The organism is Hyphomicrobium sp. (assembly GCF_003987855.1).
In the GTDB taxonomy this organism is placed as follows: domain Bacteria; phylum Pseudomonadota; class Alphaproteobacteria; order Rhizobiales; family Hyphomicrobiaceae; genus Hyphomicrobium_B.
This window is the reverse complement of sequence record NZ_RXIZ01000006.1, coordinates 106144-127911: the sequence shown is the minus strand read 5'-3', so window position 1 is coordinate 127911 and position 21768 is coordinate 106144. Positions and strand designations below refer to the sequence as shown.

18 protein-coding genes are annotated in these 21768 nt (G+C 59.3%); 13 read left to right on the top strand and 5 right to left on the bottom strand.

What is annotated here, in order from left to right:
• Positions 1 to 131 precede the first annotated feature (131 nt).
• The 13 genes from rpsA (at position 132) to EKK30_RS04970 (ending at position 12247) form a co-directional block, all read left to right on the top strand.
• A complete protein-coding gene (gene rpsA / locus EKK30_RS05030) occupies positions 132 to 1853 on the top strand; it encodes a 30S ribosomal protein S1 (protein WP_290981193.1) in 1722 nt (573 codons plus the stop codon).
• A gap of 179 nt (positions 1854 to 2032) precedes the next feature.
• Positions 2033 to 2998: a signal peptide peptidase SppA gene (gene sppA, locus EKK30_RS05025; protein WP_290981191.1), complete on the top strand. Its 966-nt coding sequence runs from the start codon at positions 2033 to 2035 to the stop codon at positions 2996 to 2998.
• Between the two features lie 33 nt (positions 2999 to 3031).
• Complete coding sequence (gene ihfB, locus EKK30_RS05020) at positions 3032 to 3322, top strand: integration host factor subunit beta (protein WP_290981188.1); 291 nt, start codon at positions 3032 to 3034, stop codon at positions 3320 to 3322.
• A 41-nt stretch (positions 3323 to 3363) separates the two neighbouring features.
• Positions 3364 to 3714, top strand: coding sequence for a hypothetical protein (locus EKK30_RS05015; protein WP_290981185.1), 351 nt, complete (start codon positions 3364 to 3366; stop codon positions 3712 to 3714).
• Between the two features lie 12 nt (positions 3715 to 3726).
• Complete coding sequence (locus EKK30_RS05010; protein WP_290981182.1) at positions 3727 to 3966, top strand: hypothetical protein; 240 nt, start codon at positions 3727 to 3729, stop codon at positions 3964 to 3966.
• 13 nt (positions 3967 to 3979) lie between these two features.
• On the top strand, positions 3980 to 4630 hold the full coding sequence (locus tag EKK30_RS05005; RefSeq protein ID WP_290981179.1) for a phosphoribosylanthranilate isomerase: 651 nt from the start codon (positions 3980 to 3982) through the stop codon (positions 4628 to 4630).
• A 55-nt stretch (positions 4631 to 4685) separates the two neighbouring features.
• Complete coding sequence (trpB, locus tag EKK30_RS05000; protein WP_290981176.1) at positions 4686 to 5927, top strand: tryptophan synthase subunit beta; 1242 nt, start codon at positions 4686 to 4688, stop codon at positions 5925 to 5927.
• A 2-nt stretch (positions 5928 to 5929) separates the two neighbouring features.
• A complete protein-coding gene (gene trpA / locus EKK30_RS04995; RefSeq protein WP_290981174.1) occupies positions 5930 to 6760 on the top strand; it encodes a tryptophan synthase subunit alpha in 831 nt (276 codons plus the stop codon).
• Positions 6761 to 6938: 178 nt separating this feature from the next.
• Positions 6939 to 8018: an acetyl-CoA carboxylase, carboxyltransferase subunit beta gene (gene accD / locus EKK30_RS04990; protein ID WP_290981171.1), complete on the top strand. Its 1080-nt coding sequence runs from the start codon at positions 6939 to 6941 to the stop codon at positions 8016 to 8018.
• 30 nt (positions 8019 to 8048) lie between these two features.
• Positions 8049 to 9398, top strand: a complete 1350-nt coding sequence (locus EKK30_RS04985; protein ID WP_290981168.1) for a folylpolyglutamate synthase/dihydrofolate synthase family protein — start codon at positions 8049 to 8051, stop codon at positions 9396 to 9398.
• A 233-nt stretch (positions 9399 to 9631) separates the two neighbouring features.
• Positions 9632 to 11152 (top strand): aldehyde dehydrogenase, encoded by a 1521-nt coding sequence (gene adh / locus EKK30_RS04980; protein WP_290981167.1) that lies wholly within the window; start codon positions 9632 to 9634, stop codon positions 11150 to 11152.
• A 79-nt stretch (positions 11153 to 11231) separates the two neighbouring features.
• Positions 11232 to 11627 carry a DUF779 domain-containing protein gene (locus EKK30_RS04975; RefSeq protein ID WP_290981164.1) on the top strand — a complete coding sequence of 132 codons (396 nt, stop codon included), beginning with the start codon at positions 11232 to 11234 and terminating at the stop codon, positions 11625 to 11627.
• A gap of 20 nt (positions 11628 to 11647) precedes the next feature.
• Complete coding sequence (locus EKK30_RS04970; protein ID WP_290981161.1) at positions 11648 to 12247, top strand: cysteine hydrolase family protein; 600 nt, start codon at positions 11648 to 11650, stop codon at positions 12245 to 12247.
• A gap of 62 nt (positions 12248 to 12309) precedes the next feature.
• Here the strand turns inward: EKK30_RS04970 and trxA are convergent, their stop codons facing one another.
• From trxA to tsaE, 5 genes are all read right to left on the bottom strand, one after another.
• Positions 12310 to 12642: a thioredoxin gene (trxA, locus tag EKK30_RS04965; protein ID WP_290981158.1), complete on the bottom strand. Its 333-nt coding sequence runs from the start codon at positions 12640 to 12642 to the stop codon at positions 12310 to 12312.
• A 96-nt stretch (positions 12643 to 12738) separates the two neighbouring features.
• On the bottom strand, positions 12739 to 16323 hold the full coding sequence (gene addA, locus EKK30_RS04960) for a double-strand break repair helicase AddA (RefSeq protein ID WP_290981155.1): 3585 nt from the start codon (positions 16321 to 16323) through the stop codon (positions 12739 to 12741).
• Complete coding sequence (addB, locus tag EKK30_RS04955) at positions 16320 to 19445, bottom strand: double-strand break repair protein AddB (protein WP_290981152.1); 3126 nt, start codon at positions 19443 to 19445, stop codon at positions 16320 to 16322. The genes addA and addB overlap by 4 nt, the downstream gene beginning before the upstream one ends.
• Positions 19445 to 20185: a nucleotidyltransferase family protein gene (locus EKK30_RS04950; RefSeq protein WP_290981148.1), complete on the bottom strand. Its 741-nt coding sequence runs from the start codon at positions 20183 to 20185 to the stop codon at positions 19445 to 19447. The genes addB and EKK30_RS04950 overlap by 1 nt, the downstream gene beginning before the upstream one ends.
• A gap of 24 nt (positions 20186 to 20209) precedes the next feature.
• The gene (gene tsaE / locus EKK30_RS04945) at positions 20210 to 21757 is read right to left on the bottom strand and encodes a tRNA (adenosine(37)-N6)-threonylcarbamoyltransferase complex ATPase subunit type 1 TsaE (RefSeq protein WP_290981145.1); all 1548 of its coding nucleotides are present in this window, start codon (positions 21755 to 21757) and stop codon (positions 20210 to 20212) included.
• Between the last annotated feature and the right edge of the window lie 11 nt (positions 21758 to 21768).

Here is a 21768-nt window from a genome sequence, read left to right as displayed (position 1 = left end):
CTGATTCAGAGACATCAGCGCCAATAAACCGGGCATCGCGTTCACGCGGGTCGGGCAAATGGCGTTTTCAACCATCAACGCAACACTCCCGGTCATGCGCCGGGGACATCGTCATCAACCTAGGAGACCTAATGTCAGCCGAAGTCGCCACTAAAGAACTCAACCCGTCGCGCGAAGACTTTGCCGCGCTCCTCGCTGAAAGCCTTGCCAAGGACGACCTGTTCGAGGGTTCCGTCGTCAAGGGAAAGATCGTCGGCATCGAAAAGGACATGGCGATCATCGACGTCGGCCTGAAGATGGAAGGCCGCGTCGCTATGAAGGAGTTCGGCCTCGGCGGAAAGCCCAGCGAGCTCAAAGTCGGCGACACCGTCGAAGTCTACCTTGAGCGCGTGGAAAATGCGCTCGGTGAAGCAGTCCTATCGCGCGACAAGGCTCGCCGCGAAGAGAGCTGGACTCGTCTGGAACGTCTCTACGAAAAGGGCGAGAAAGTTACCGGCGTGATCTTCAACAAGGTCAAGGGCGGGTTCACTGTCGATCTCGACGGCGCGGTGGCATTCCTTCCGGGTTCGCAGGTGGACATTCGTCCGGTTCGCGACATCGGGCCGCTAATGCACCAGCAGCAGCCCTTCCAGATCCTCAAAATGGATCGCCGTCGCGGCAATATTGTCGTTTCTCGTCGTTCGGTTCTCGAAGAGAGCCGCGCCGAGCAGCGTACCGAGATCGTCGCCCGGCTTGCCGAAGGTCAGATCATCGACGGCCTCGTCAAGAACATCACCGACTATGGCGCGTTCATCGACCTCGGCGGCATCGATGGCCTGCTGCATGTCACCGACATGGCTTGGCGTCGCGTCAATCATCCCTCTGAGATTCTCAATGTCGGCGACACGGTGAAGGTGCAGATCATCCGCATCAACCCGGAGACGCAGCGTATCTCGCTCGGCATGAAGCAGCTTCAGTCCGATCCGTGGTCTTCCATCGAGTCGAAGTACCCGATCGGTGCGAAGGTGAAGGGCACCGTCACGAACATCGCTGATTACGGCGCGTTCGTTGAGCTGGAACCGGGCGTCGAGGGTCTTATCCACGTCTCGGAGATGAGCTGGACGAAGAAAAACACCCATCCCGGCAAGATCGTCTCCACCAGCCAGCAGGTCGAGGTTCAGGTTCTCGAGGTTGACCCGCAGAAGCGGCGTATCTCGCTTGGTCTGAAGCAGACCCAGGAAAATCCGTGGGATTCGTTCCTCACGCAGCACCCGAAGGGTTCTGTGGTCGAAGGTCCGATCCGTAACATCACGGAATTCGGTCTGTTCATCGGTCTCGATAACGGCATCGATGGCATGGTGCACCTGTCGGATCTCGATTGGCAGAAGCCGGGCGACGAGGTCATCAAGGACTACAAGAAGGGCGACAACGTCAAAGCTGTCGTCCTCGACGTCGATGGCTCGAAGGAGCGAATCTCCCTCGGCATCAAGCAGCTTGCCGGCGACCCGGCGGATGCGATGGCGAAGTACAAGAAGGGCGATACCGTCACGAGCACGGTCACGTCGGTCAGCGAAGCCGGCATCGAGGTCAAGATTGCCGACAGCGAGCTCACCTCGTTCATCAAGCGCGGCGATCTCTCTCGCGATCGGTCGGAGCAGCGTCCTGAGCGCTTCAACGTGGGCGATAAGGTCGATGCGGCTGTGATCTCGGTCGATAAGGCAGCACGCCGCATCGCCGTCTCGATCAAAGCCCTGGAACTCGCTGAAGAGAAGCAGGCCGTCGCTCAGTATGGCTCGTCCGACTCGGGTGCTTCGCTCGGCGACATCTTCAAGGCGGCCATCAAGAAGCGCGAGGGCGCCGAGGAGAACGAGTAAGCTCGGGATCCGGTTCGATGATTATCAGGCGCGCGGCAGCTTCTGTCGCGCGCTTAACTTTTGTATGAGACGCCGCAGGCATTCCCGTTGCTCGCGGACCAAACCTTGCCTACGTTCCCGCAGAATACCGGCGCCGATCCCGTTCTTCCCAGCAGCGTGGCGCAGAAGAGGCTCACTAGATGCTCGAAACGGAAACAGTTCTAGATCGCCGGAAACTCCGCCGGTCGGTGTCGATCTGGCGCGGGGCCGGCCTAGCGGCGGTCGCGGTCGCCCTCGGTGCGCTGGCGCTGGGCAACAATAAGCTTGCCTCCCTGGCCGGCGAAAAGCAGATCGCCCGCATCACCATAGAAGGTACGGTCACCGAAGATCGCGACCAGCTCAAGATGCTCAAGGATATCGCCGACGATAGCAGCGTCGCCGGGGTCTTGATGTTTGTGAACAGTCCCGGTGGCACCACGACGGGTGGCGAAGCTCTCTACGAGGGGCTGCGGCAGCTTTCGAAGAAGAAGCCGATCGTTGCCCAATTCGGCACTGTAGCGGCTTCCGCCGCCTATATTGCGGGCCTGGCGACTGATCACATCGTCGCCAGAGGCAACTCCATTACAGGTTCCGTGGGGGTTATCGTGCAATGGCCGGAGGTGGTCCAGCTCCTCGACAAAATCGGGGTCAAGGTCAACGAGGTGAAGAGTGGGCCTCTCAAGGCCTCGCCGTCGCCTTTTGAGCCTCTGGACGACGCCAGTAAGAAAGTTGCTGAGAATATGGTCAGCGACGGTTTCAAATGGTTCGTGGGGCTGGTCGAAACTCGCCGGGGGGTCAAGGCGGCTGACATCCCAGGTCTGCTCGACGGGCGCATTTTCTCCGGCCGGGAAGCCCTTCAGGCAAAACTCGTCGACGAGATCGGGGGGGAAGACGAAGCCGTCAAATGGCTCAAAGACGTAAAAGGCGTGCCTCAGACCGCCAAAGTGGCGGACTGGAAGCCCGGTTCGGGCAGCAATTATGGCTTCGCCGGCATGTCCGCGGGGATTGCAGGCTGGTTGCTTGGGCCGGCAGCAGCGGATGCAACAAATTTTTTGCTTCGTGATCGGACGATTTCAACTCTCGGACTTGACGGTCTTCTCTCAGTTTGGCACCCTTCTGAAAAATAACGATAATTGTCTATCGGTGCTGGGGAGCGAAACGTGATCAAGTCCGAGCTGGTGCAAAAAATCGCGACTGCCAATCCGCATCTTTATCATCGCGATGTCGAGCGCATCGTGAATGTCATCTTCGATGAGATCGTCGATGCGCTTTCGCGCGGGGATCGTGTTGAACTCCGCGGTTTCGGCGCATTCACGGTGAAACATCGGGCATCTAGGCAGGGAAGAAATCCCCGTACTGGGTCGACTGTCGCAGTTGCGGAGAAGTTCGTTCCATTCTTCAAGACTGGCAAAGAGCTTCGCGACCGGCTCAACAAACTCAACGGCCACTGAGCGCAACGCTCAGTTCCGGCGAATGCCGAAAGAGGTAGGTCATGTTCAGGCGCATTCTGTCGCTTCTTATCGGCTTTCCGATCGGTATCCTGCTGATTGCTATCGCGGTTTCCAATCGCCAACCGGTGGATCTGATACTCGATCCGTTTCGGCCTGAAACTCCGGCGCTTTCGATCGAGCTGCCATTCTACATTTACCTGCTGGCAGCCCTGGTTGTCGGCGTCGTTCTTGGCGGGGTGGCTACTTGGATGGGGCAGAGCCGCTGGCGTCAAACCGCACGAACGCAGGGCCGTCGTGCTGCGCGCTGGCAAGCGGAAGCCGATCGCCTTTTGCGCGAGCATGAGGCGCCTGCCCAGCCGGCCAATCGTGCGCTTGCGGTCTCTGGCCGCTGATCCGGGACGAATATGACTTTCGATGCTCTAACGCTGTTCGGCCTCGTGGCTGTCAGCCTCATGCTCCTCTTCTATGCGTTCGAAGACAGCAGCCCATGGTGCATTCTTGGGTTCGCGATTTCTTGCGCTCTTGGCTCGACCTATGGATTTCTTCAGGGCGCGTGGCCTTTCGGGCTGGTTGAAGGCGTTTGGACCTTCATCGCATTGAAACGCTGGCAAAAGCGGCGTCTCACTGGTACTCCGACGGCCTGAAACATGAAGTTCCATGAGCATAATCACGAAAATCTGCGGGATCACGAGCCAGGACGCGTTGGACGCGGCCATCAGCGGCGGTGCGGACTGCATTGGTCTCGTGTTTTTCTCGAAAAGTCCGCGGCACCTCGAAATATCGCAGGCAAGTGATCTCGCGAACCGCGCGCGAGGCAAAGCGAAAGTCATTGCCCTCACTGTCGACGCCAGCGACGATGCGCTTGCAGAGATCGTGCAGCTGGTAGCGCCCGATGCGTTACAGCTTCACGGTTCGGAGACACCGGAACGGGTCGCGGTCATCAAACGGCGATTTCAGCGCGAGGTGATCAAGGCCATTCCGGTCGCCACCGCCGATGACGTGGCGAGAGCGCAAGACTATAGAGGCGTTGCGGATCTCATTCTTTTCGACGCTAAGGGCGTTTCGGGCGGTGATCTGCCGGGAGGTAATGGGCGTACATTCGATTGGTCGGCGCTTGATGGCTGGTCGGCAGAAATTCCGTTTATGCTATCTGGCGGGCTCAACCCGGAGAATGTGACTGCAGCCATCGCGCGTACGCATCCTGCTGCCGTCGACGTTTCCTCCGGTGTAGAGTCCTCTCCGGGCGTCAAGGATCCACAGCGCATCCATCGCTTTCTTCAGGCAGCAAAGACCGCTAAGCAAATCTAGACATTCCATCTCCTTCTGGGGCGACGGGCAAAGCGAGGCCGTTACGGCAAACGACATGGCAACCAAATCACAAAAAACGGCGGAAGCCGCTCTCAACAGCTTTGCTACTGGCCCCGACGATCGTGGCTTCTTCGGCATCTTCGGCGGCCGCTTTGTCGCCGAAACGCTTATGCCCCTCATCCTCGATCTTGAGCGCGCCTATGAGACGGCAAAGAATGATCCGGAGTTTCAACGCGAACTCGATCATCTCAGTCTTCATTACGCCGGCCGGCCAAGTCCGCTCTATTACGCCGAGCGCATGACCGCCGAACTCGGCGGCGCCAAGATCTATTTCAAGCGCGAAGAACTCAATCATACCGGCTCGCACAAGATTAATAACTGCCTCGGTCAGATCTTGCTTGCGCGGCGCATGGGTAAGACGCGGATTATCGCGGAAACTGGCGCCGGCCAGCACGGCGTGGCGGTTGCTACGGTGTGTGCGAAGTACGGCATGCCCTGCGAGATCTATATGGGTGCCACCGACGTCGAGCGGCAGGCGCCAAATGTTGCGCGCATGTCGTTGCTGGGGGCAAAGCTCAATCCCGTAACGTCAGGCGCCGGTACCCTGAAGGACGCGATGAACGAAGCATTGCGTGACTGGGTAACGAACGTTCACGACACGTATTATCTCATCGGCACGGCTGCGGGTCCGCATCCCTATCCGGCGATGGTTCGCGATTTTCAAGCGATCATCGGCAACGAAGTTCGCGCCCAGATGATGGAGGCCGAGGGGCGGCTTCCGGACACGCTTGTCGCCTGCATCGGTGGTGGCTCGAACGCGATCGGCCTTTTTCACCCATTCCTTGATGACAAAGATGTTGCGATCTATGGCGTCGAAGCTGGCGGCCACGGCCTTAATGTCGAAAACGGTCACGCCGCTTCAATGACGGGCGGATCGCCGGGCGTTCTGCATGGAAATCGCACCTATCTCCTGCAGGATGGTGATGGTCAGATTCTCGAAGGACACTCGATTTCGGCGGGCCTCGATTATCCCGGCGTCGGCCCGGAGCACTCTTGGCTCAAGGATATCGGGCGCGTCAGTTACGTCGCCATAACGGATAAGGAAGCGCTTGAAGCTTTGCAGTTGTGCACGAAGCTCGAGGGGATCATTCCCGCGCTAGAGCCTAGTCATGCGCTGGGCCTTGTTATCAAGCTCGCGCCGAAGCTGCCGAAGGACAATCTGCTTGTGATCAACCTGTCCGGCCGTGGTGATAAAGATCTGTTCACCGTCGCGAAGCACCTGGGCATGAAGATCTGACGATGACCAAACACGAAACCCGTATTGACGCGCGATTTGCGGCGCTCAGGAAAGATAAGCGCCCGGCGCTTATCACGTTTGTCACCGCGGGCGATCCCGACTTCGAGACGAGCAAGGCGCTTCTGGACGATCTCGTGGAGGCAGGCGCTGACATCATTGAGCTTGGGATGCCGTTTTCAGATCCGATGGCCGATGGACCGGCGATCCAGGCGTCCTCGCAGCGGGCCCTCAAAGCCGGTCAGAACATGCACAAGACGTTGCAAATCGTGCGTGACTTTCGGGCGCGCGATCAAGCCACGCCTATCGTTCTGATGGGTTATTACAACCCGATTTACGTGTACGGCAACGAACGCTTCATAAAGGATGCCAAGGCCGCAGGTGTCGACGGTCTGATTGTCGTCGACGTGCCGCCGGAAGCGGACGACGAGCTATGTCTGCCGGCTCTGAAGGCGGGCCTCAATTTCATCCGCCTAGCTACGCCGACAACCGATAAGGAACGGCTGCCTGCGGTTCTAAAGAATACCTCCGGGTTCGTTTACTACGTCTCGATCACCGGCATCACCGGTACCGCCGCGCCCGTCGTGGCAGACGTTCACAATCAAGTGAAGAGGATTAAGTCGTCCACGCCACTTCCGGTTGTGGTTGGTTTCGGCGTGCGGTCGGGGGAGCAGGCCCGGGCAATCTCGAAGGGTGCAGACGGCGTGGTCGTCGGTTCGGCTATTGTCTCGACGATCGAAAAGTCTTTAGGATTGAAGGGTGAGCCGACTTCGGACACGCGCAAACGCGTCACTGAGCTTGTGCGCGAATTAAGCTCGGCCCTAAGCGCCGACTAGCGCTTTTCCCCGATAGGCTCTATTGGATACGGCCTTCGGTGACCCCAGGTGTGGGGCACAAACTAGCGCCGGGTCCGCCGCTTCGCGCTAACACCGAGAGGGCTGCAAGGGGCGCCATCGTGCCCGCATTTGGATGCGGTAGGCACGCCTATGTCGGCTTATGAGGAGCCAAGAGGACGTGAACTGGATCAATAACGTCGTCCGCCCGAAGATTAGCGGGCTTTTGTCGACGGCGAAGCGTGACGTGCCGGACAATCTCTGGGTGAAATGCCCGGAGTCGGGCCAGATGGTCTTTTACAAAGACCTCGAGGCTAACCAGTTCGTTGTGCCTGGCTCGAATTATCATATGCGTATGGGATCGCAGCAGCGGCTCCAATACCTGTTCGATGGCGGCGAATATCGGACTGTTGCGGTTCCATCAGTCCAGCAGGATCCGCTGAAGTTTAGGGACGGTCGCAAGTACACCGATCGCCTCAAGGACGCGAAGGCTGAAACTAAGCTCGAAGATGCGGTGCTTGTTGGCGAAGGCCAGCTCGAAGGATCGCCGATCGTCGCGGCCGCGCAGGATTTCCGCTTCATGGCCGGATCGCTCGGCATGGCTGCCGGCGAGGCGATCATCGCTGGAATGCTGCGCGCTGTTGAGCTCAAGACGCCCTTCATTCTTTTTGCTGCTTCGGGTGGCGCGCGCATGCAGGAAGGCATCCTGTCGCTCATGCAGATGCCTCGCACGACGATTGCCGTGCAGCGCCTGAGGGATGCGCGGCTGCCTTACATCGTCGTACTCACCGACCCGACGACGGGCGGGGTAACGGCGTCCTACGCCATGCTAGGCGATGTGCACATTGCGGAACCTGGGGCTCTGATCTGCTTCGCGGGTCCCCGCGTTATTCAGCAGACAATCCGCGAGCAATTGCCCGACGGCTTCCAGCGGGCAGAATATCTGTTGTCGCATGGCATGATCGATATGGTCGTGCATCGCCACCAGATGCGCGAGACCCTTGCCAGGGTCTGCCGTCTTCTCATGAGCGGCGCAGAAGTGAAGCCGGCAAAAGAGCCGCGTAAGATGAACGGCAAGTCGCACGCGAACGGGTCATCCGTTGACAGCAACGTCATCGAAACGGCGGCGCGTGAAAGCGGTGTTATCGAGCCTGAGATCGTGCCAAACAGCCAACGTTTTGATCCTGGCAAGGCCGACAAGTCTAAGCGCGATGATGCGAGCGCTTCGGGGCCGCAAAAGGATGCCCCGCGAAGCGTCTAACGAACTCCAGAAAAATAAGCGGGGCACGCTATGACCTCGTCGACGACCCGGCGGACCAGCGACTCGCTTCTTGCCGACATGATGCTCCTGCATCCGAAGTTGATCGACTTGTCCCTCGGCCGTGTCGAGCGGCTGCTGGGAAAGCTTGGGCATCCTGAGAAGAAGCTTCCGCCCGTCGTTCATATCGCCGGCACCAACGGTAAGGGCTCGGTGACCGCGTACCTCCGGGCATTCACCGAGGCCGCTGGCAAGCGGGCGCATGTCTATACGTCGCCGCATCTCGTGCGATTTCACGAGCGCATCGCGCTGGCGGGAGCAGGCGGTAAAGCTCACGCGATCGATGAAGACTATCTTGTTGACGTGCTGACCCGCGTGCATGCCGTCAACGACGGCGATGACATCACTCAATTCGAGATCACAACCGCAGCGGCGTTTCTCGCCTTTTCCGAGCAGCCGGCTGACGTGCTCTTGCTGGAAGTCGGCCTGGGGGGACGGCTCGATGCAACGAACGTGATCGCTCAGCCCGCGCTGACCGTCATTACCCCAATTTCGATGGACCATGCCGAGAAGCTTGGACCGACGCTCGCTAAGATCGCTTTCGAGAAAGCTGGAATTCTGAAGCGGGCCGTTCCGGGGATCATCTCGCAACAGACGGACGACGTGCTTTCTGTGCTCGAAACGCGAGCACGGACAGTGGGCGCCCCGTTGACCGTGTGGGGTCGTGATTACGATGCCTATGAACAGGCCGGGCGCCTCATCGTACAACGCGAAGACAGGCTGCTGGACCTCCCGCTTCCAGCGCTCATTGGGCGCCATCAGATTGTCAATGCCGGAACCGCCGTTGCCGCCGCGCTCGTCCTAGGTGAGACCGTGCCTGCTCTCTCAGTCGATGAGCGCGCCCTCGAGACGGGGTTGCGTACCGTGGAATGGCCGGCGCGTATGCAGCGTCTGACCTCTGGCCCTCTTCCTGAGCTCTTGGGGGACGAGACCGAGCTCTGGCTCGATGGGGGACACAACCCGGCAGCGGGCGATATGCTCGCCGACACGCTTGCGGCGCTCGATGAGAAGTCTCCCAAGCCCGTTTACCTCGTCGTCGGCATGATGGGCGGGAAAGATGCCCTCGGCTTCCTGGCGCCTTTCCGCGGCCTGGTGCGGGCGATCTATACCGTGCCGATCCCCGGCGCGCACGAAGCCCCGCACAGCCAGGAGGACCTCGCCGAATTGGCCCGCGGGGCAGGTATGCAGGCCCTGGATCGCAAAAACGTGATTGATGCGCTGCAAACGATTGCAGGACTTTCTGCTGGTCCTAAGCGCGTCTTGATCTGCGGATCGCTTTATCTTGCTGGTCACGTCCTTTCCCTTCAGCAGGGTCTGCATTAAGTTCGATGCAAGACCAAAGGCCGACTTGGCCTAGGTCAATGGTGAGGATCGTATTCGACTTATTTTGGGGTTCGAAGGGCTAGAAAATACGCTAGCTTGCGCCCGGCTATATCGATCTGACCGCTCGCTTCAATGCGGTCTATCGGACGATCGGGTCCCAACACCGAAGATACGCGATTTCCATCACCATCAAGAAGATCGCCCACAGGCGTCATTTCCCGGAGGAGACGATTATGCAGCACGTAGCTATGGACAAGCTCAAAGGCCGGCAAATCATCAAGCCGCGCTACGATAACTTCATTGGCGGCAAGTGGGTCGCGCCGGTCCGCGGGCAATATTTTTCCAATGTGACGCCGATCACGGGCCAACAAGTTTGCGAGGTCGCGCGCTCGACGGCCGAGGATATCGAGCTCGCGCTCGATGCGGCTCATAAAGCTCGTGTGTCCTGGGGCAACAGTTCGCCGGCGGTGCGGGCACGCGTGCTCGCGAAGATCGCCGATCGGATGGAAGAGAACCTGGATATCATCGCGCTCTGCGAAACGATCGACAACGGCAAGCCGATCCGCGAGACGACGCACGCCGACCTTCCGCTGGCCATCGATCATTTCCGCTATTTCGCGGGCTGCATCCGTGCCCAGGAAGGCTCAATCGCAGAGATCGATCACGACACCGTCGCCTATCATTATCATGAGCCGCTCGGCGTGGTCGGACAGATCATCCCGTGGAACTTCCCGCTCTTGATGGCCGTGTGGAAGCTTGCACCAGCCCTCGCCGCAGGCAATTGCGTGGTGCTGAAGCCTGCGGAACAGACGCCTATGTCGATCATGGTGCTCATGGATCTCATCGGCGATATTCTGCCTGAAGGCGTCGTCAACGTCGTCAATGGCTTTGGCATTGAAGCGGGTAAACCGCTCGCTCAGAACAAGCGCATTGCGAAGATCGCATTTACCGGCGAGACGACGACGGGTCGCCTCATCATGCAATACGCGTCGGAAAACATCATCCCTTGCACGTTGGAGCTTGGCGGCAAGTCTCCGAACATCTTCTTCGCCGACGTCATGGATGCGGATGACGAATATTTCGACAAGTGCCTCGAAGGCTTCACCATGTTTGCCTTGAACCAGGGCGAGGTGTGCACCTGTCCGAGCCGTGCGCTCATTCAGCGTTCGATCTATGAGAAGTTCATGGCACGTGCTCTGGAGCGCGTCGTGAAGATCAAGCAGGGGCACCCGATGGATGCCTCCACGATGATCGGCGCTCAGGCTTCGAACGATCAGCTCGAAAAGATCTTGAGCTACATCGAGATCGGCAAGGGTGAGGGCGCTCGGGTGCTTACAGGCGGTCGTCGTGCCAATCTCGGCGGCGAGCTTGCAAGCGGCTACTACGTTGAGCCGACGGTTCTCGAAGGCCACAACAAGATGCGCGTCTTCCAGGAGGAAATCTTCGGACCGGTCGTTTCGGTCACGACGTTCGAAGACGATGATGAAGCCCTCGCGATCGCCAACGATACGCTTTATGGCCTCGGTTCCGGCGTTTGGACCCGCAACGGCACGCGCGCATATCGCATGGGTCGCGGCATCCAGGCCGGACGCGTTTGGACGAACTGCTATCACGCTTATCCGGCGCATGCGGCATTCGGCGGCTACAAGCAGTCGGGCATCGGCCGTGAGACGCACAAGATGATGCTCGATCACTATCAGCAGACGAAGAACATCCTCGTCAGCTACAGCCCGAAGGCGCTCGGCTTCTTCTGATGCGTCCTTAGTGTGTAGATTTGGGGCATGCGCCGTGTTCCGGTGCATGCCCTTTTCGCTTTTCAGCAGGAGATGACTGATGGTCGATCGCGTCACTGCGACACCGGACACGCTCAAGCTCATCAAGAAGCTCGAAGGTATTCACGGCCCGCTTCTCTTCCATCAATCCGGCGGGTGTTGCGACGGAAGTGCGCCAATGTGCTATCCGCGCGGAGAGTTCAAGGTAGGCGCACAAGATGTCTACATGGGCGAGATCGGCGGTCAGCCGTTCTACATGGGCCGGTCGCAATTCGAATATTGGCAGCACACGCACTTGATCATTGACGTCGTTCCGGGAAGAGGCTCCGGTTTTTCGGTCGAGAGTCCAGAGGGTGTCCGATTTCTTACCCGATCCCGGATCTATTCGGACGCGGAGACCGACGAACTCGATTCACTGGGTCCACCGCCGACAGGCGTCGAGCATCCGCCCATTTGATCGAGAAGGAAACCTGACCAATGGCAGCTTCACGCACCCTGCGCGATATTACCGGAATGGGCGAGACGCCTGCGCGTGTCGGCAATTCGGCGCTCGTTTTGATCGATTGTCAGAACACGTATCGCGAAGGCATCATGCAGCTTGAAGGCGTGGAACCCGCCCTCGAGCAATGCCGCGACCTCCTTTTGCGTTATCGGGAGGCTGGCAGACCCGTCATTCACATCCAGCATGATGAGGGTCCGGGTACGCCCTACGATGTCCGCGAGCGGATCGGCGCCATCGCTGACGTCGTGGCGCCAAGAGAGGGTGAGGACGTTGTTGTGAAGACTTATCCGAGCTCTTTCGAGAAGACGAACCTAGATGATCTGCTGAAGGCGCATGGAGTTGAAGATATTGCGCTGGTCGGTTTCATGACGCACGTTTGCGTAAGTTCGACGGCGAGAGCCGCGTTCAACCATGGTTATCGGCCGACGGTGATCGGAAATGCGACGGCAACGAGATCACTGCCGAATCCTTCAGGCGGTGTGGTGTCTGCCAAGACCTTGCACGAAGCGAGTCTCGCGGGCCTCAACGACATCTTCGCAGTCGTAGTGTCTAGCGCCGATCAAATTCCAGACTGATCCGCTTAAACGAAAAGCCCCGCGGTAATGCGGGGCTTTTCTTATTCGAAGTTCGACTAGACTTAAACGGAAGCGGAGACGCTCGAGTTGATCCAGTCTTCGAGCTTCTTCTTCTGAACGATCGCGCCGGTGTGCTGAGCTGCGACTTTACCGTCCTTGAAGACCAGCAGTGTCGGCATAGCACGAATGCCATAATGGCCGGTCACCTGAGGGTTTTCGTCGACATCGACTTTGACGACCTTCACTTTGCCCGCCATTTCCTTGGCGACTTGGTCAAGGGCCGGAGCCATGGCCTTGCACGGACCGCACCACTGGGCATGAAAGTCCACGACAACAGGTTCGCTGGACTTCAAGACTTCGGCTTCGAAGCTTGCATCTGTCACTGCGCTAGACATCTGATTATTCTCCATTTCCGGGCTGGATTTCATCACCAGACCCGTTTGCCTCGGTTGCGGGCAATTCAAAAACCGACCCAAGAAGTAGGGATTGGCTCAAACAGCGTCAAGGCTCCCCAAATCCAGGCTCCAAAGGCGGGTGGTAAAAGCGTCGAGAACGTTGGCAGGAACTTCCATGAGTCGCGGCCCATCCGTCCAGAGGAGTGCGGCGCGGACAAGCTTATCGGGATAAATTTCGCTTAGCGCCAAGCGGTAGGCGGCCAGCTGATAAAGATAAGCGTCTGCAACTTGATGCACTTCCGCGGGCGGCGGTCGGTTCGTCTTGTAATCGACGATCAGGACTTCGTCGTCCGTTATAGCGATGCGATCAATCTGCCCGGAAAGGTCGAGCGCTGGGCCCGCTCCGGAGGGTCGAGGGATAACGGCAGCCAGAGGCGCCTCGGCGACGCTTCCCGGTCCAAAGATTGCGTGGAAGCGGGGGTCTCTTAGAACCGCGAGCGTTTCGCTGACTATATTGGCGCGGATTTTTGTTCCAAGCGCTGCACCGCGTTTCTCGACAAACGACGTGGCGATTTCCGCCCAACGCTTGGCATCGACCTCGGGTAGATGCTGAAGGAGAGCGTGGGTGATCGTGCCGCGAAGAAAGCGGTCCGCGCCTCCTGACGCAAGCGGCGACGGGTTGTCGTTCGTCGATCCAGCATCACGTTTCGGCGGGAAGGATGGCTCGCCTTCTAAGTCCGGCGCATAGGGCTCAAGGCGCGATGGCGCGAGCGGCACCGATAGTTTTGGCTCTGCAGGGGCCCGTGTGTTGGCGAAGTCGGGCCGGGCGAGCGCTTGGCCGGCGACGCCTTTTTCATGTTTTGGCTTTTCAGGAGCTGCCACTTGTGGCGTTTCCCGACGCCAGATTTTCTTGCCGTTGTCGCCGACAATCTCTGTCATTGTTGGAGTGAGCGCGTCCGACATGAGCTCATACCAGCAGCCAGCAGCCCTGCCCTTCTTCCCTTCGAACCCAGAAATGTAGAGCCTGTCTCTCGCTCGGGTCATCGCGACGTAGAGCAGACGATTGCGCTCCTCCGCCTCTCGGGCGTCCTTCTCTGCGCGCGCGTTCGCCACCGCCGGAATTTTAGATGTACCCTTGACGGTCCAGACGATCGGCTGCGGAAGCTCTTCCGGACCGCCGAGGTCAAGCTTTATCAGCCGCGAGACGGCATCTTCGCCCGAGGCGGTGGTGCAGGTATCGGGAAGAAAGACAATCGGCGCTTCCAACCCTTTAGCACCGTGGACTGTCATGACGCGAACCTCGTCCCGACCATGGTCCATGTCGCGTTTCACCTCAGGATTGGCAGCGCGGAGCTTTGCCAAGAACTGGGTCAGCGACGGCGGATCACTTTCATCATAGGACAGGGCGAGATCGAGGAATTCGTCGATCACGTCTGCCGCTTCAAGTCCAAGGCGATTGAGCATTCGTTCGCGCATGCCATCCCTCTCCAGGATGCCGGCGAAGAATTCGAACGGGGGCATGAAGTCGGCTTTCGCGCGCCACCGCTTCAACGTCTCCGTTGCGAATGCGAATTCAGGCTTGTCGCCAGACCTGTCAATCAACGCGCGCCACAGCGTTTTCGCGCCGCGTTCACGCGTGATCGCGAGAAGGTCGTGATCGTCGAGATCGAACAGCGGGCTCTTGAGAACAGTCGCGAGCGCCAGGTCGTCTTCCGGCAATGTCAGAAAATCCCCGAGAACCATGAGGTCCTGGACCGCGATCTGATCCATAAGCCGGACGCGATCGGAGCCGGCGACAGCGATGCCGCGACGTTTCAGGGCCGCAACCATAGGCACCGCGAATGGCATGCGCTTGCGCACGAGGATCAGAATATCGCCTGGCGTGATCGGCCTATTCTCGGATTGCAAGCGCTCTTTGTTAGCGATCCAGGTTTTGATCGTATCCGCGATACGGTCCGCCAGGCGGTTCGCCGGGGACTGCTCCTTCACGTCAGACAGCGGCTGCCAAGGATCCGCGTCAGGGGCGTCCTCGAACTTCTCGGTCTCCCAGATCTCGACCAGTCCCGCATGTCCGATACGATTGGCAACATGGCCTACAGCGGAATTGTCAGCGGTCAATCCGGGTGCTCGCGTCGGATCGCGGAAGACGAGATCGACAGCGGAGAGAACCGGGGCGACGGTGCGGAACGACAGGGTGAGCGGGATGCGCTTCCAGGTTCGCTCAGCCTGCATGGCGAGTTCGGCGAAGGTCTGTCCCATCTTCGCGAACATCTCAGGCGCGGCGCCCTGGAAGGAATAGATCGATTGCTTCTCATCGCCGACGGCAAAGACCGTGCGTGTCATCGCGCCGGCGCCGACATCGGAAAAAAATTCCTTCGCAAGGGCAGCCACGATCTCCCATTGCTCGGGGCTGGTATCCTGCGCTTCGTCGACGAGGATATGATCGAGCCCGCCATCGAGCTTGAACAGCACCCATTTCGTCTGGCCGTTCTCGCTCGTGAGAAGATCGCGGGTCTTTAGAATGAGGTCATCGAAATCGAGCGCACCGGCGGCGTTGCGGGCAGCAGCGTAGTGCCGAAGCACGTGACCTGCGACCTGATAAAGCGCAAGAGAGGCTTCAACGAGCGCTAGCGCTCGCAACTCCTGGGTGAGTTCGAAGAAGTTTTCTTGTGCGCGCTGGCAGCGATCATGGAGCCCCGGCTTCGACTGTGCGAGCGCCTTCGCCAGCAGGCTCTTACGTTTTGCTTCGCCTTTCTCGATCAGGAAGTAGTCTGCAAGAAGCTCGGCTTTGCGGCGATGGTCGGTTTCTGCCAACGCTTGCGCGAGTTTTGTGCCGTGGCCATTGTCAACGCTGCCGCCGGTAGCGAGAAGTTCGCAAAGCTCACGAAGTTCTGCTGCCGATAGAACACCGGCACATTCGCTATGAAGATCGGATGCTGCGACGCCGGAACGAACCCGCAATTCACGCCGCAAAAAGGCATCCATTGCACGCAGTTCTTCAACGAACTGGGGCGATCGCCCGTGCGCTGCAGCCTCGAGCCATTTGCGCTCTTCGACGGCTTTGGAGATGAGCTGATCGAACTGCGAGTCAGCCGCGTAGCGAATGATGACGTTCAGCGCTTCACCTAGAGGCGACATGGGATTGGCCGTTGCTCGCGTCAGCACGGCTTCTATGGCGTCGGCCTTCAGATCGCCGGCAGCGACGTCGTCAAGGATTTTGAAATCTGGAGCTACGCCTGCTTCGATCGGAAACCGTTGGAGGAGACGCTCAGCGAAGGCGTGAATGGTTTGTACTTTCAGGCCTCCCGGCGTTTCGATGGCATGGGCGAAGAGCGTGCGTGCGCGCGCGAGCAAGTCGCCGGATGGTTCGCTGGCGGTTACCGTTCGAAGATCGGCGCGCAGGGCTTCGTCATTCATCGTGACCCAGCTTGCGAGCCGATCGAAGACGCGCTTCGACATCTCGGCTGCCGCGGCCTTGGTGAACGTGAGGCAAAGAATGCGCTCGGGGCGGGTTCCGGCAAGCAGCAGCCGCAAGACCCGCAGAGTCAGAACGTGCGTTTTGCCGGTGCCCGCGTTCGCGGCAACCCAAGCGGAATTCTCAGGATGTGATGCGGCGTTCTGGTTTGCGTTGGTATCGAGACGAATCTCGTCGATCGTTATTCTTTTTACTTCGAGGTTCATGTCGAAACCTCATCTTCGACGTGGGCTGACCATTCCGCCACGCGGGCGAGATGAGCGTAAGCGTCATAGTCGTAGCGATAGCCAGGTCGCCGGATGGCGCGGTAGGGCGTTTCGGGATCGTCGAAGCTTGCGATCAGCTGCGCAAGACCTTGCTGGGATTGCTCGGCTAACGCGGCCACGTCGTCGACTTTCACGATGCGCTCTTCGCCCGGTGGTTCGCTGCCCGACGCGCGGATGTAGCGAAGCGCGTCGATCGTGCGGCCGGCAAGGTGCGGGAATCCTGAATCGCCGAGCGCAATCGCGGCTTCCAGCGGCAACTGGGGCGAACTGCCGGATTTGACCGCGGCATCGCTTGGTGCTGCGCCCGTCTTATAGTCCGTGATGATGATTGATCCGCCCTTGTCGTCGATCCGGTCAGCGCGCGCCGTTAGCCGAAATGGCCCGCCCGGAGCATCGAGCACGAGACTACCGGATGTCTCGGCAATAACGCTCCTCACGCCATGCCGGCGCGCGGCCTCGGTGAGCGCGAACCAGTCGAGAAAGCGCTTGAGGCGTGGCACCCAGAAGGCCGCAATACGCGCTTGACCCGTAAAACGCTGAAGGACGGTCGTCGCGATTTGTTCGAGTTCGGCTGAGGGATTGTTGGGAAGATCCGAAGGAAATTTCTTCGCAAAGTCCGACATCACCTTATGAACGAGGCCGCCTCGGAGACTTGCGTCCGGCGCAGCGCCAAGTTCTGGGAGCGGGTCCACCTTCAGTATGTGCCGCGCGAAGATGGCGTAAGGATTGCTCGTCCAGCGTTCGATTTCGGTGACGCTCATCTTTCGCGGGCGAACAGAGACGGGAGGTCGAGGTTCGGGAGCGAGAATGGTTCGTCTCTTGGCCGGATCAATGTGATCGCGTGCCCGCGCCCATGCGAGCCAAGGTTTTTTCGCATCGAGAACGTGCTGCAAGTCCATTCCTTCGAGGAGGGCGGCGATGCGCATCAGCCAGCGCGATGGAACTGTTGGCACGCCGTCGATTTTTTCAGCGCGCGTGAGATAGACGGTGTCGGCGCCAAGCAGAGAGACGAAGTCATGAGCGGCGCGGCCCGTTTCCTCTTCCGGTGAAGGAAGTCCGAGTTCGCTTCGCATCGGGCGATTGAGCCAGGCTCCTGGCTCAGCGGCTTCGGGCCAAGTGCCTTCGTTCAATGAGCCGACCACGAGAACGTCGGGCTGCTGCAATCGCGCTTCGAACGGGCCCCAGATCGCGATACGTGGGTGGACAGGTCTTCGTTCGCGGACATTCTCCCGCGCGAGGAGGGTGGCATAGAGATCGGCATAATCAGAAGCCTGGATCTCGATGTTCGGCGTCTCCGGTTTCAGAAGGTCGGCGAAAAAGCGGGAAGCAACATCACCGGCTTCGCCCTGCCAAAGCGGATTTGCTTCGGCCGGACCATCACTTTCGTTCTCGGCGGGTAATGATGCCAGCGCTTCAGCGGTCGCGGCATGCGCGCGGGCGAGATCGGCGAGGCGATGTTTGGCATCGATTTCATAGAGGTCGTTCAAAGGCTGGAACGCTTCGGTCATTTTCGTAATGACGGCACGGGCGCCCTGGATATCTTCTGGCCACAGCCGTTCGGCTGCCCTGTGTTTGCGGTGATCTTCGTCCAGATCCGCATTCTCCAGCCCGGCCAGGATACCTTCGATGCCGCGGCCAAGATACGGCCGCCGAAAAGCGCTGATTTCCAAGGCGCGCGCAAAGCGGCGAATATCGAACGTCGCAAAGCCCATGCGGCACAACGGATGGCGAAGCAGCGCCATCGTCTCGGCAGGTGCAAATCTCGAAACCACGGCGTTGATCACCAACGCAAGGAAAGCGCCGGGGACAGTCTTGGCGAACGGGCGGCCGGCGCTGTCATCGACGCGAATACCCCAAGCTTCCAGACGTATGGCAACGCGACGCGCGAGCAGGCGATCTGGGGAAACGAGCGCGGCTGTCCGGCCGGGCGTTTCGATAGCTTCTCGCAAAATGAGTGCAATTAATTCGGCTTCGTCTTGAGCGGACGGGGCGTTGATCCGAGATACGGATGATAATGCGCGAGAGAGTGCAGCGCGATCGACGTGGCTCGTGAAGTCATGCCAACGATGCGTGGTTGCGGACGGACGCATTGCTTCGCTGAAGAAGACAGATCGCGTTCGGCGTTCGGCGTCGATAGCTATGCCCGCAAGATCCTGGACGTCGCTCCGATCGATTGCGAGTTCGTCGAGCAGCTTTTTCAATCCGAATTGCGGGTGCTCCGGATGAGTGGGCCTGATGGCGTTCCAACTCTCGATGTCGAGCGTTTTGTCCAGCGCGGGCAGAACGACCGCACCGGAGGCGTGGGTGGAAACTGCGCGCATCAGCTCTACGGTCGCGGGAATAGACCCGGTGACGCCCGCGACGATAACGACATCGGTTGGCTTCAGCTTCGAAATGCGCTGCGTTTCGGCGAGGATCGCCGCATTTCGGCGGGCCTCGGGCGAAGTCAAACCGTTTTGTCCCAAATAGGTGGGCCAGAATTCGGTGACGATTTTCAGGAAGTCGACCGTCTTCTTCCAATGTTCGGAATAGGTTTCCGGGACGAGCGCTTGAATTCCTGAAAGAGAAACGTTCTCGCGTTCGATATCGTCCATCAACTTCGCAAGCTCGGCGGCGAGTTGGGCGGCCTGGGCAGGCGTTGAACCCAAAGACGTCTTGTTCGTAGCAGACTCAGCGCCGGCGAGCGTTTTGCGCCAATGGGCGACAAGCTGCATCAGAACCAGCATCCGATCGAGCGCACTGATCGCGGGGATCTGCTCCAATGCATCGATCCCTGATGGCCCCAGTTCGACGAGGTTCGAGATCAGCGAGCTGTCGCCGTCACTTTCTGAGATCGGGCGGATGCGGGGCATTACCAGTGCGCGCGTTTCGGCGACCGAAAGGAATGCTTCGCGCGCCGCACGCGCGGCACGGCGGGTCGGCAACAACAACGTAATCTTCGGCAGTGTAAGGACATCCGGCCGTTTGCCACCGGCTTGCGGCAGATCGCCGTTTAAAATCGCACGCGCCAGCGCTTCGAGAAAGGGCACGCCGAGCGGAAGGGTGAAGACGTTGGGTGACATCAATCGGAGCTCGTCGTCAGCGGCTCGGTCAGAGTAGCTTCAGCTTCCGCGAGCGCGTCCGGAGTGCCGACATGCATCCAGATGCCTTCGAGGCGAAGACCAAACAATCTTCCCCGATCAATCGCCTTGTCCCACAGCTTGTTCAGGGAAAACGCGCCCGTGGGTGCGCCATCAAACAAGCGCGGATGGGCGATCGAAACGCCTGCGAACACGAACGGCGCCATCTTCGGTCCCGTCTGTCGCGTCAGCCGTCCTGCCGGATCCATTTGGAAATCGCCGAGCCCATCGTAGCCGATGCTTGCTGCAAGTGGAGCCACAAGCATCAGACTATCCATCGCGTCCGGATCCCATGTGCAGAGAAGCCGGTCGAGATTGGACCCTAAGCCCTCGATCCAAACGGAATCTGAATTGTGGATGACGAACGGCCCAGCTCCGAGCTTTGGCAACGCGTGAATTACGCCGCCACCAGTATCGAGCAAACGCTTTCGCTCATCCGAAAAAACGATCTTTGGTTTCGTCCGCTTCGAGAGATGGGATTCGATTTTATCCGCCAGATAGTGGACGTTGACGACCACCTTTTTGATGCCAGCGGCTGAGAGCCGATCCAGGACGTGATCGATCAGCGGCTTACCGCCCAAGGCGACGAGAGGCTTTGGAATAGTGTTCGTCAGGGGGCGCATTCGCTGCCCCATACCGGCAGCAAGCACGAACGCGCTGGTCGGGGGAGGGGGCGAAGTCATTAGCGATACGCTCCGAAAATCGATTTATATACTCAAGGCTTCCCGGCGTAGGTTCCGAGGCAGGTTCGCGTCATACCACGCCCGGAGCGGCGCGAGAGCCTCATGCTGAAGGTCGCGTTCGAGATACCCCCAGATCCGTGGCATATGCGCCAAATATTGGCGTTTGCCGTCACGCATCGCGAGGCGCGCGAAGATCCCAAGGATCTTGGTATTCCGCTGTGCGCCGAGAGCGGCATATCCGAATAAGAATTCTTCTTTGTCGAAGGCTGGATCCCGCACGGACATCGCGGCCAGATAGCGATCGAGGAGTCGCTTTTCCAAACTATCCGAAACGTCGACACGCGCATCCTGCAGGAGGGAGACGAGATCGTAGGCGGCCGGGCCGATCATCGCGTCCTGAAAATCGATGATTCCGACGTCTTGCGGCGGGTTTCGATCGTCGAGCGCGATAAGATTGGGCGAGTGGTAATCGCGGAGCAGCCAGGTCTTGGGCTGCTTCAGCACACGATCGAAGACTGGTTGCCATAACCGCTTGAATTCGGTGCGGGCGTGTTCGGGTGCGGGGCTCGTTCGAAGCGCAGGCCAATACCAGTCCAGCAGCAATTCCGTCTCGATTTCGAGGACATCGGTGTCCGCCAATGGGAGTTCGAATATCGTATCGTCAGTCACAGGGAGGCGTGCCGGCGGTGGCGAAGCTTGTACCGCGAGCAGCGCATCGACGCCGCGTCTCCAAAGATCTTCTTGGTTGCGCCCCTGCCTCACTTCGGACCCGAATACCTTGTCGCCGAAGTCTTCGATCAACAGCAGGCCATTGCCAAGATCTTCAGCGAGAATGTGCGGCACCGAAAGTCCGGCCGCTTCGAGCGTTCGATCGATGGCGACGAAGGCATCGACACTTTCCGCAAGGTGGGCGATAGCGCTGTAGGATTTGCCTCCGCGGATGGCTGGTCCGTCCGGCCGCTGAGGCGAGTCCATCAGAATGGCGCGCGTCCCATCGCCTTTGATAAGTCGAGCGTAGCGGCGCGGCGAGGCATCGCCCTGGAGATAGCTGAAGGCGGTCGATGCACCACCCCAGCCCGCGCGGTCGAGAAATCCATGAATTGCCGCGAAGCGATCCAAGCGCGTGGCAAACTCGCCGTTGAAGCTCATCGAAATGTTGCGGCGGTCGATTTCGGATGCTTCGTCCAGTCTGAGCGTTACCCTCTCTAGCGGAATGCGTCCCTCCGCTCGGGAAGGCCACTCGATGAGTGCAATCCCGCGCGCCAACGCGGCATCGAGGCCGAGTTCGTCGATTTCGTTCGGGTCTGACAAGCGATAGAGATCGAAATGCGCTATCTCGAAGCGCGCGGTCTCATAAGATTGCACGAGCGTGAAAGTTGGGCTTGGGATCTCCAGTTCGGAATTGCCGGCTATCGCGCGAATAAGGGCGCGGGCAAACGTCGATTTGCCAGCGCCGAGATCTCCCTCGAGAGCAAGCGTGTCGCCTGGCTGGAGAAGAAAGGCGACCTCCTGCGCGAGGCGGCAAACGTCATCTTCCGTCAGTTCAGTGAATGAATATCCAGTCTGTGTCATCGCGCCCGTAT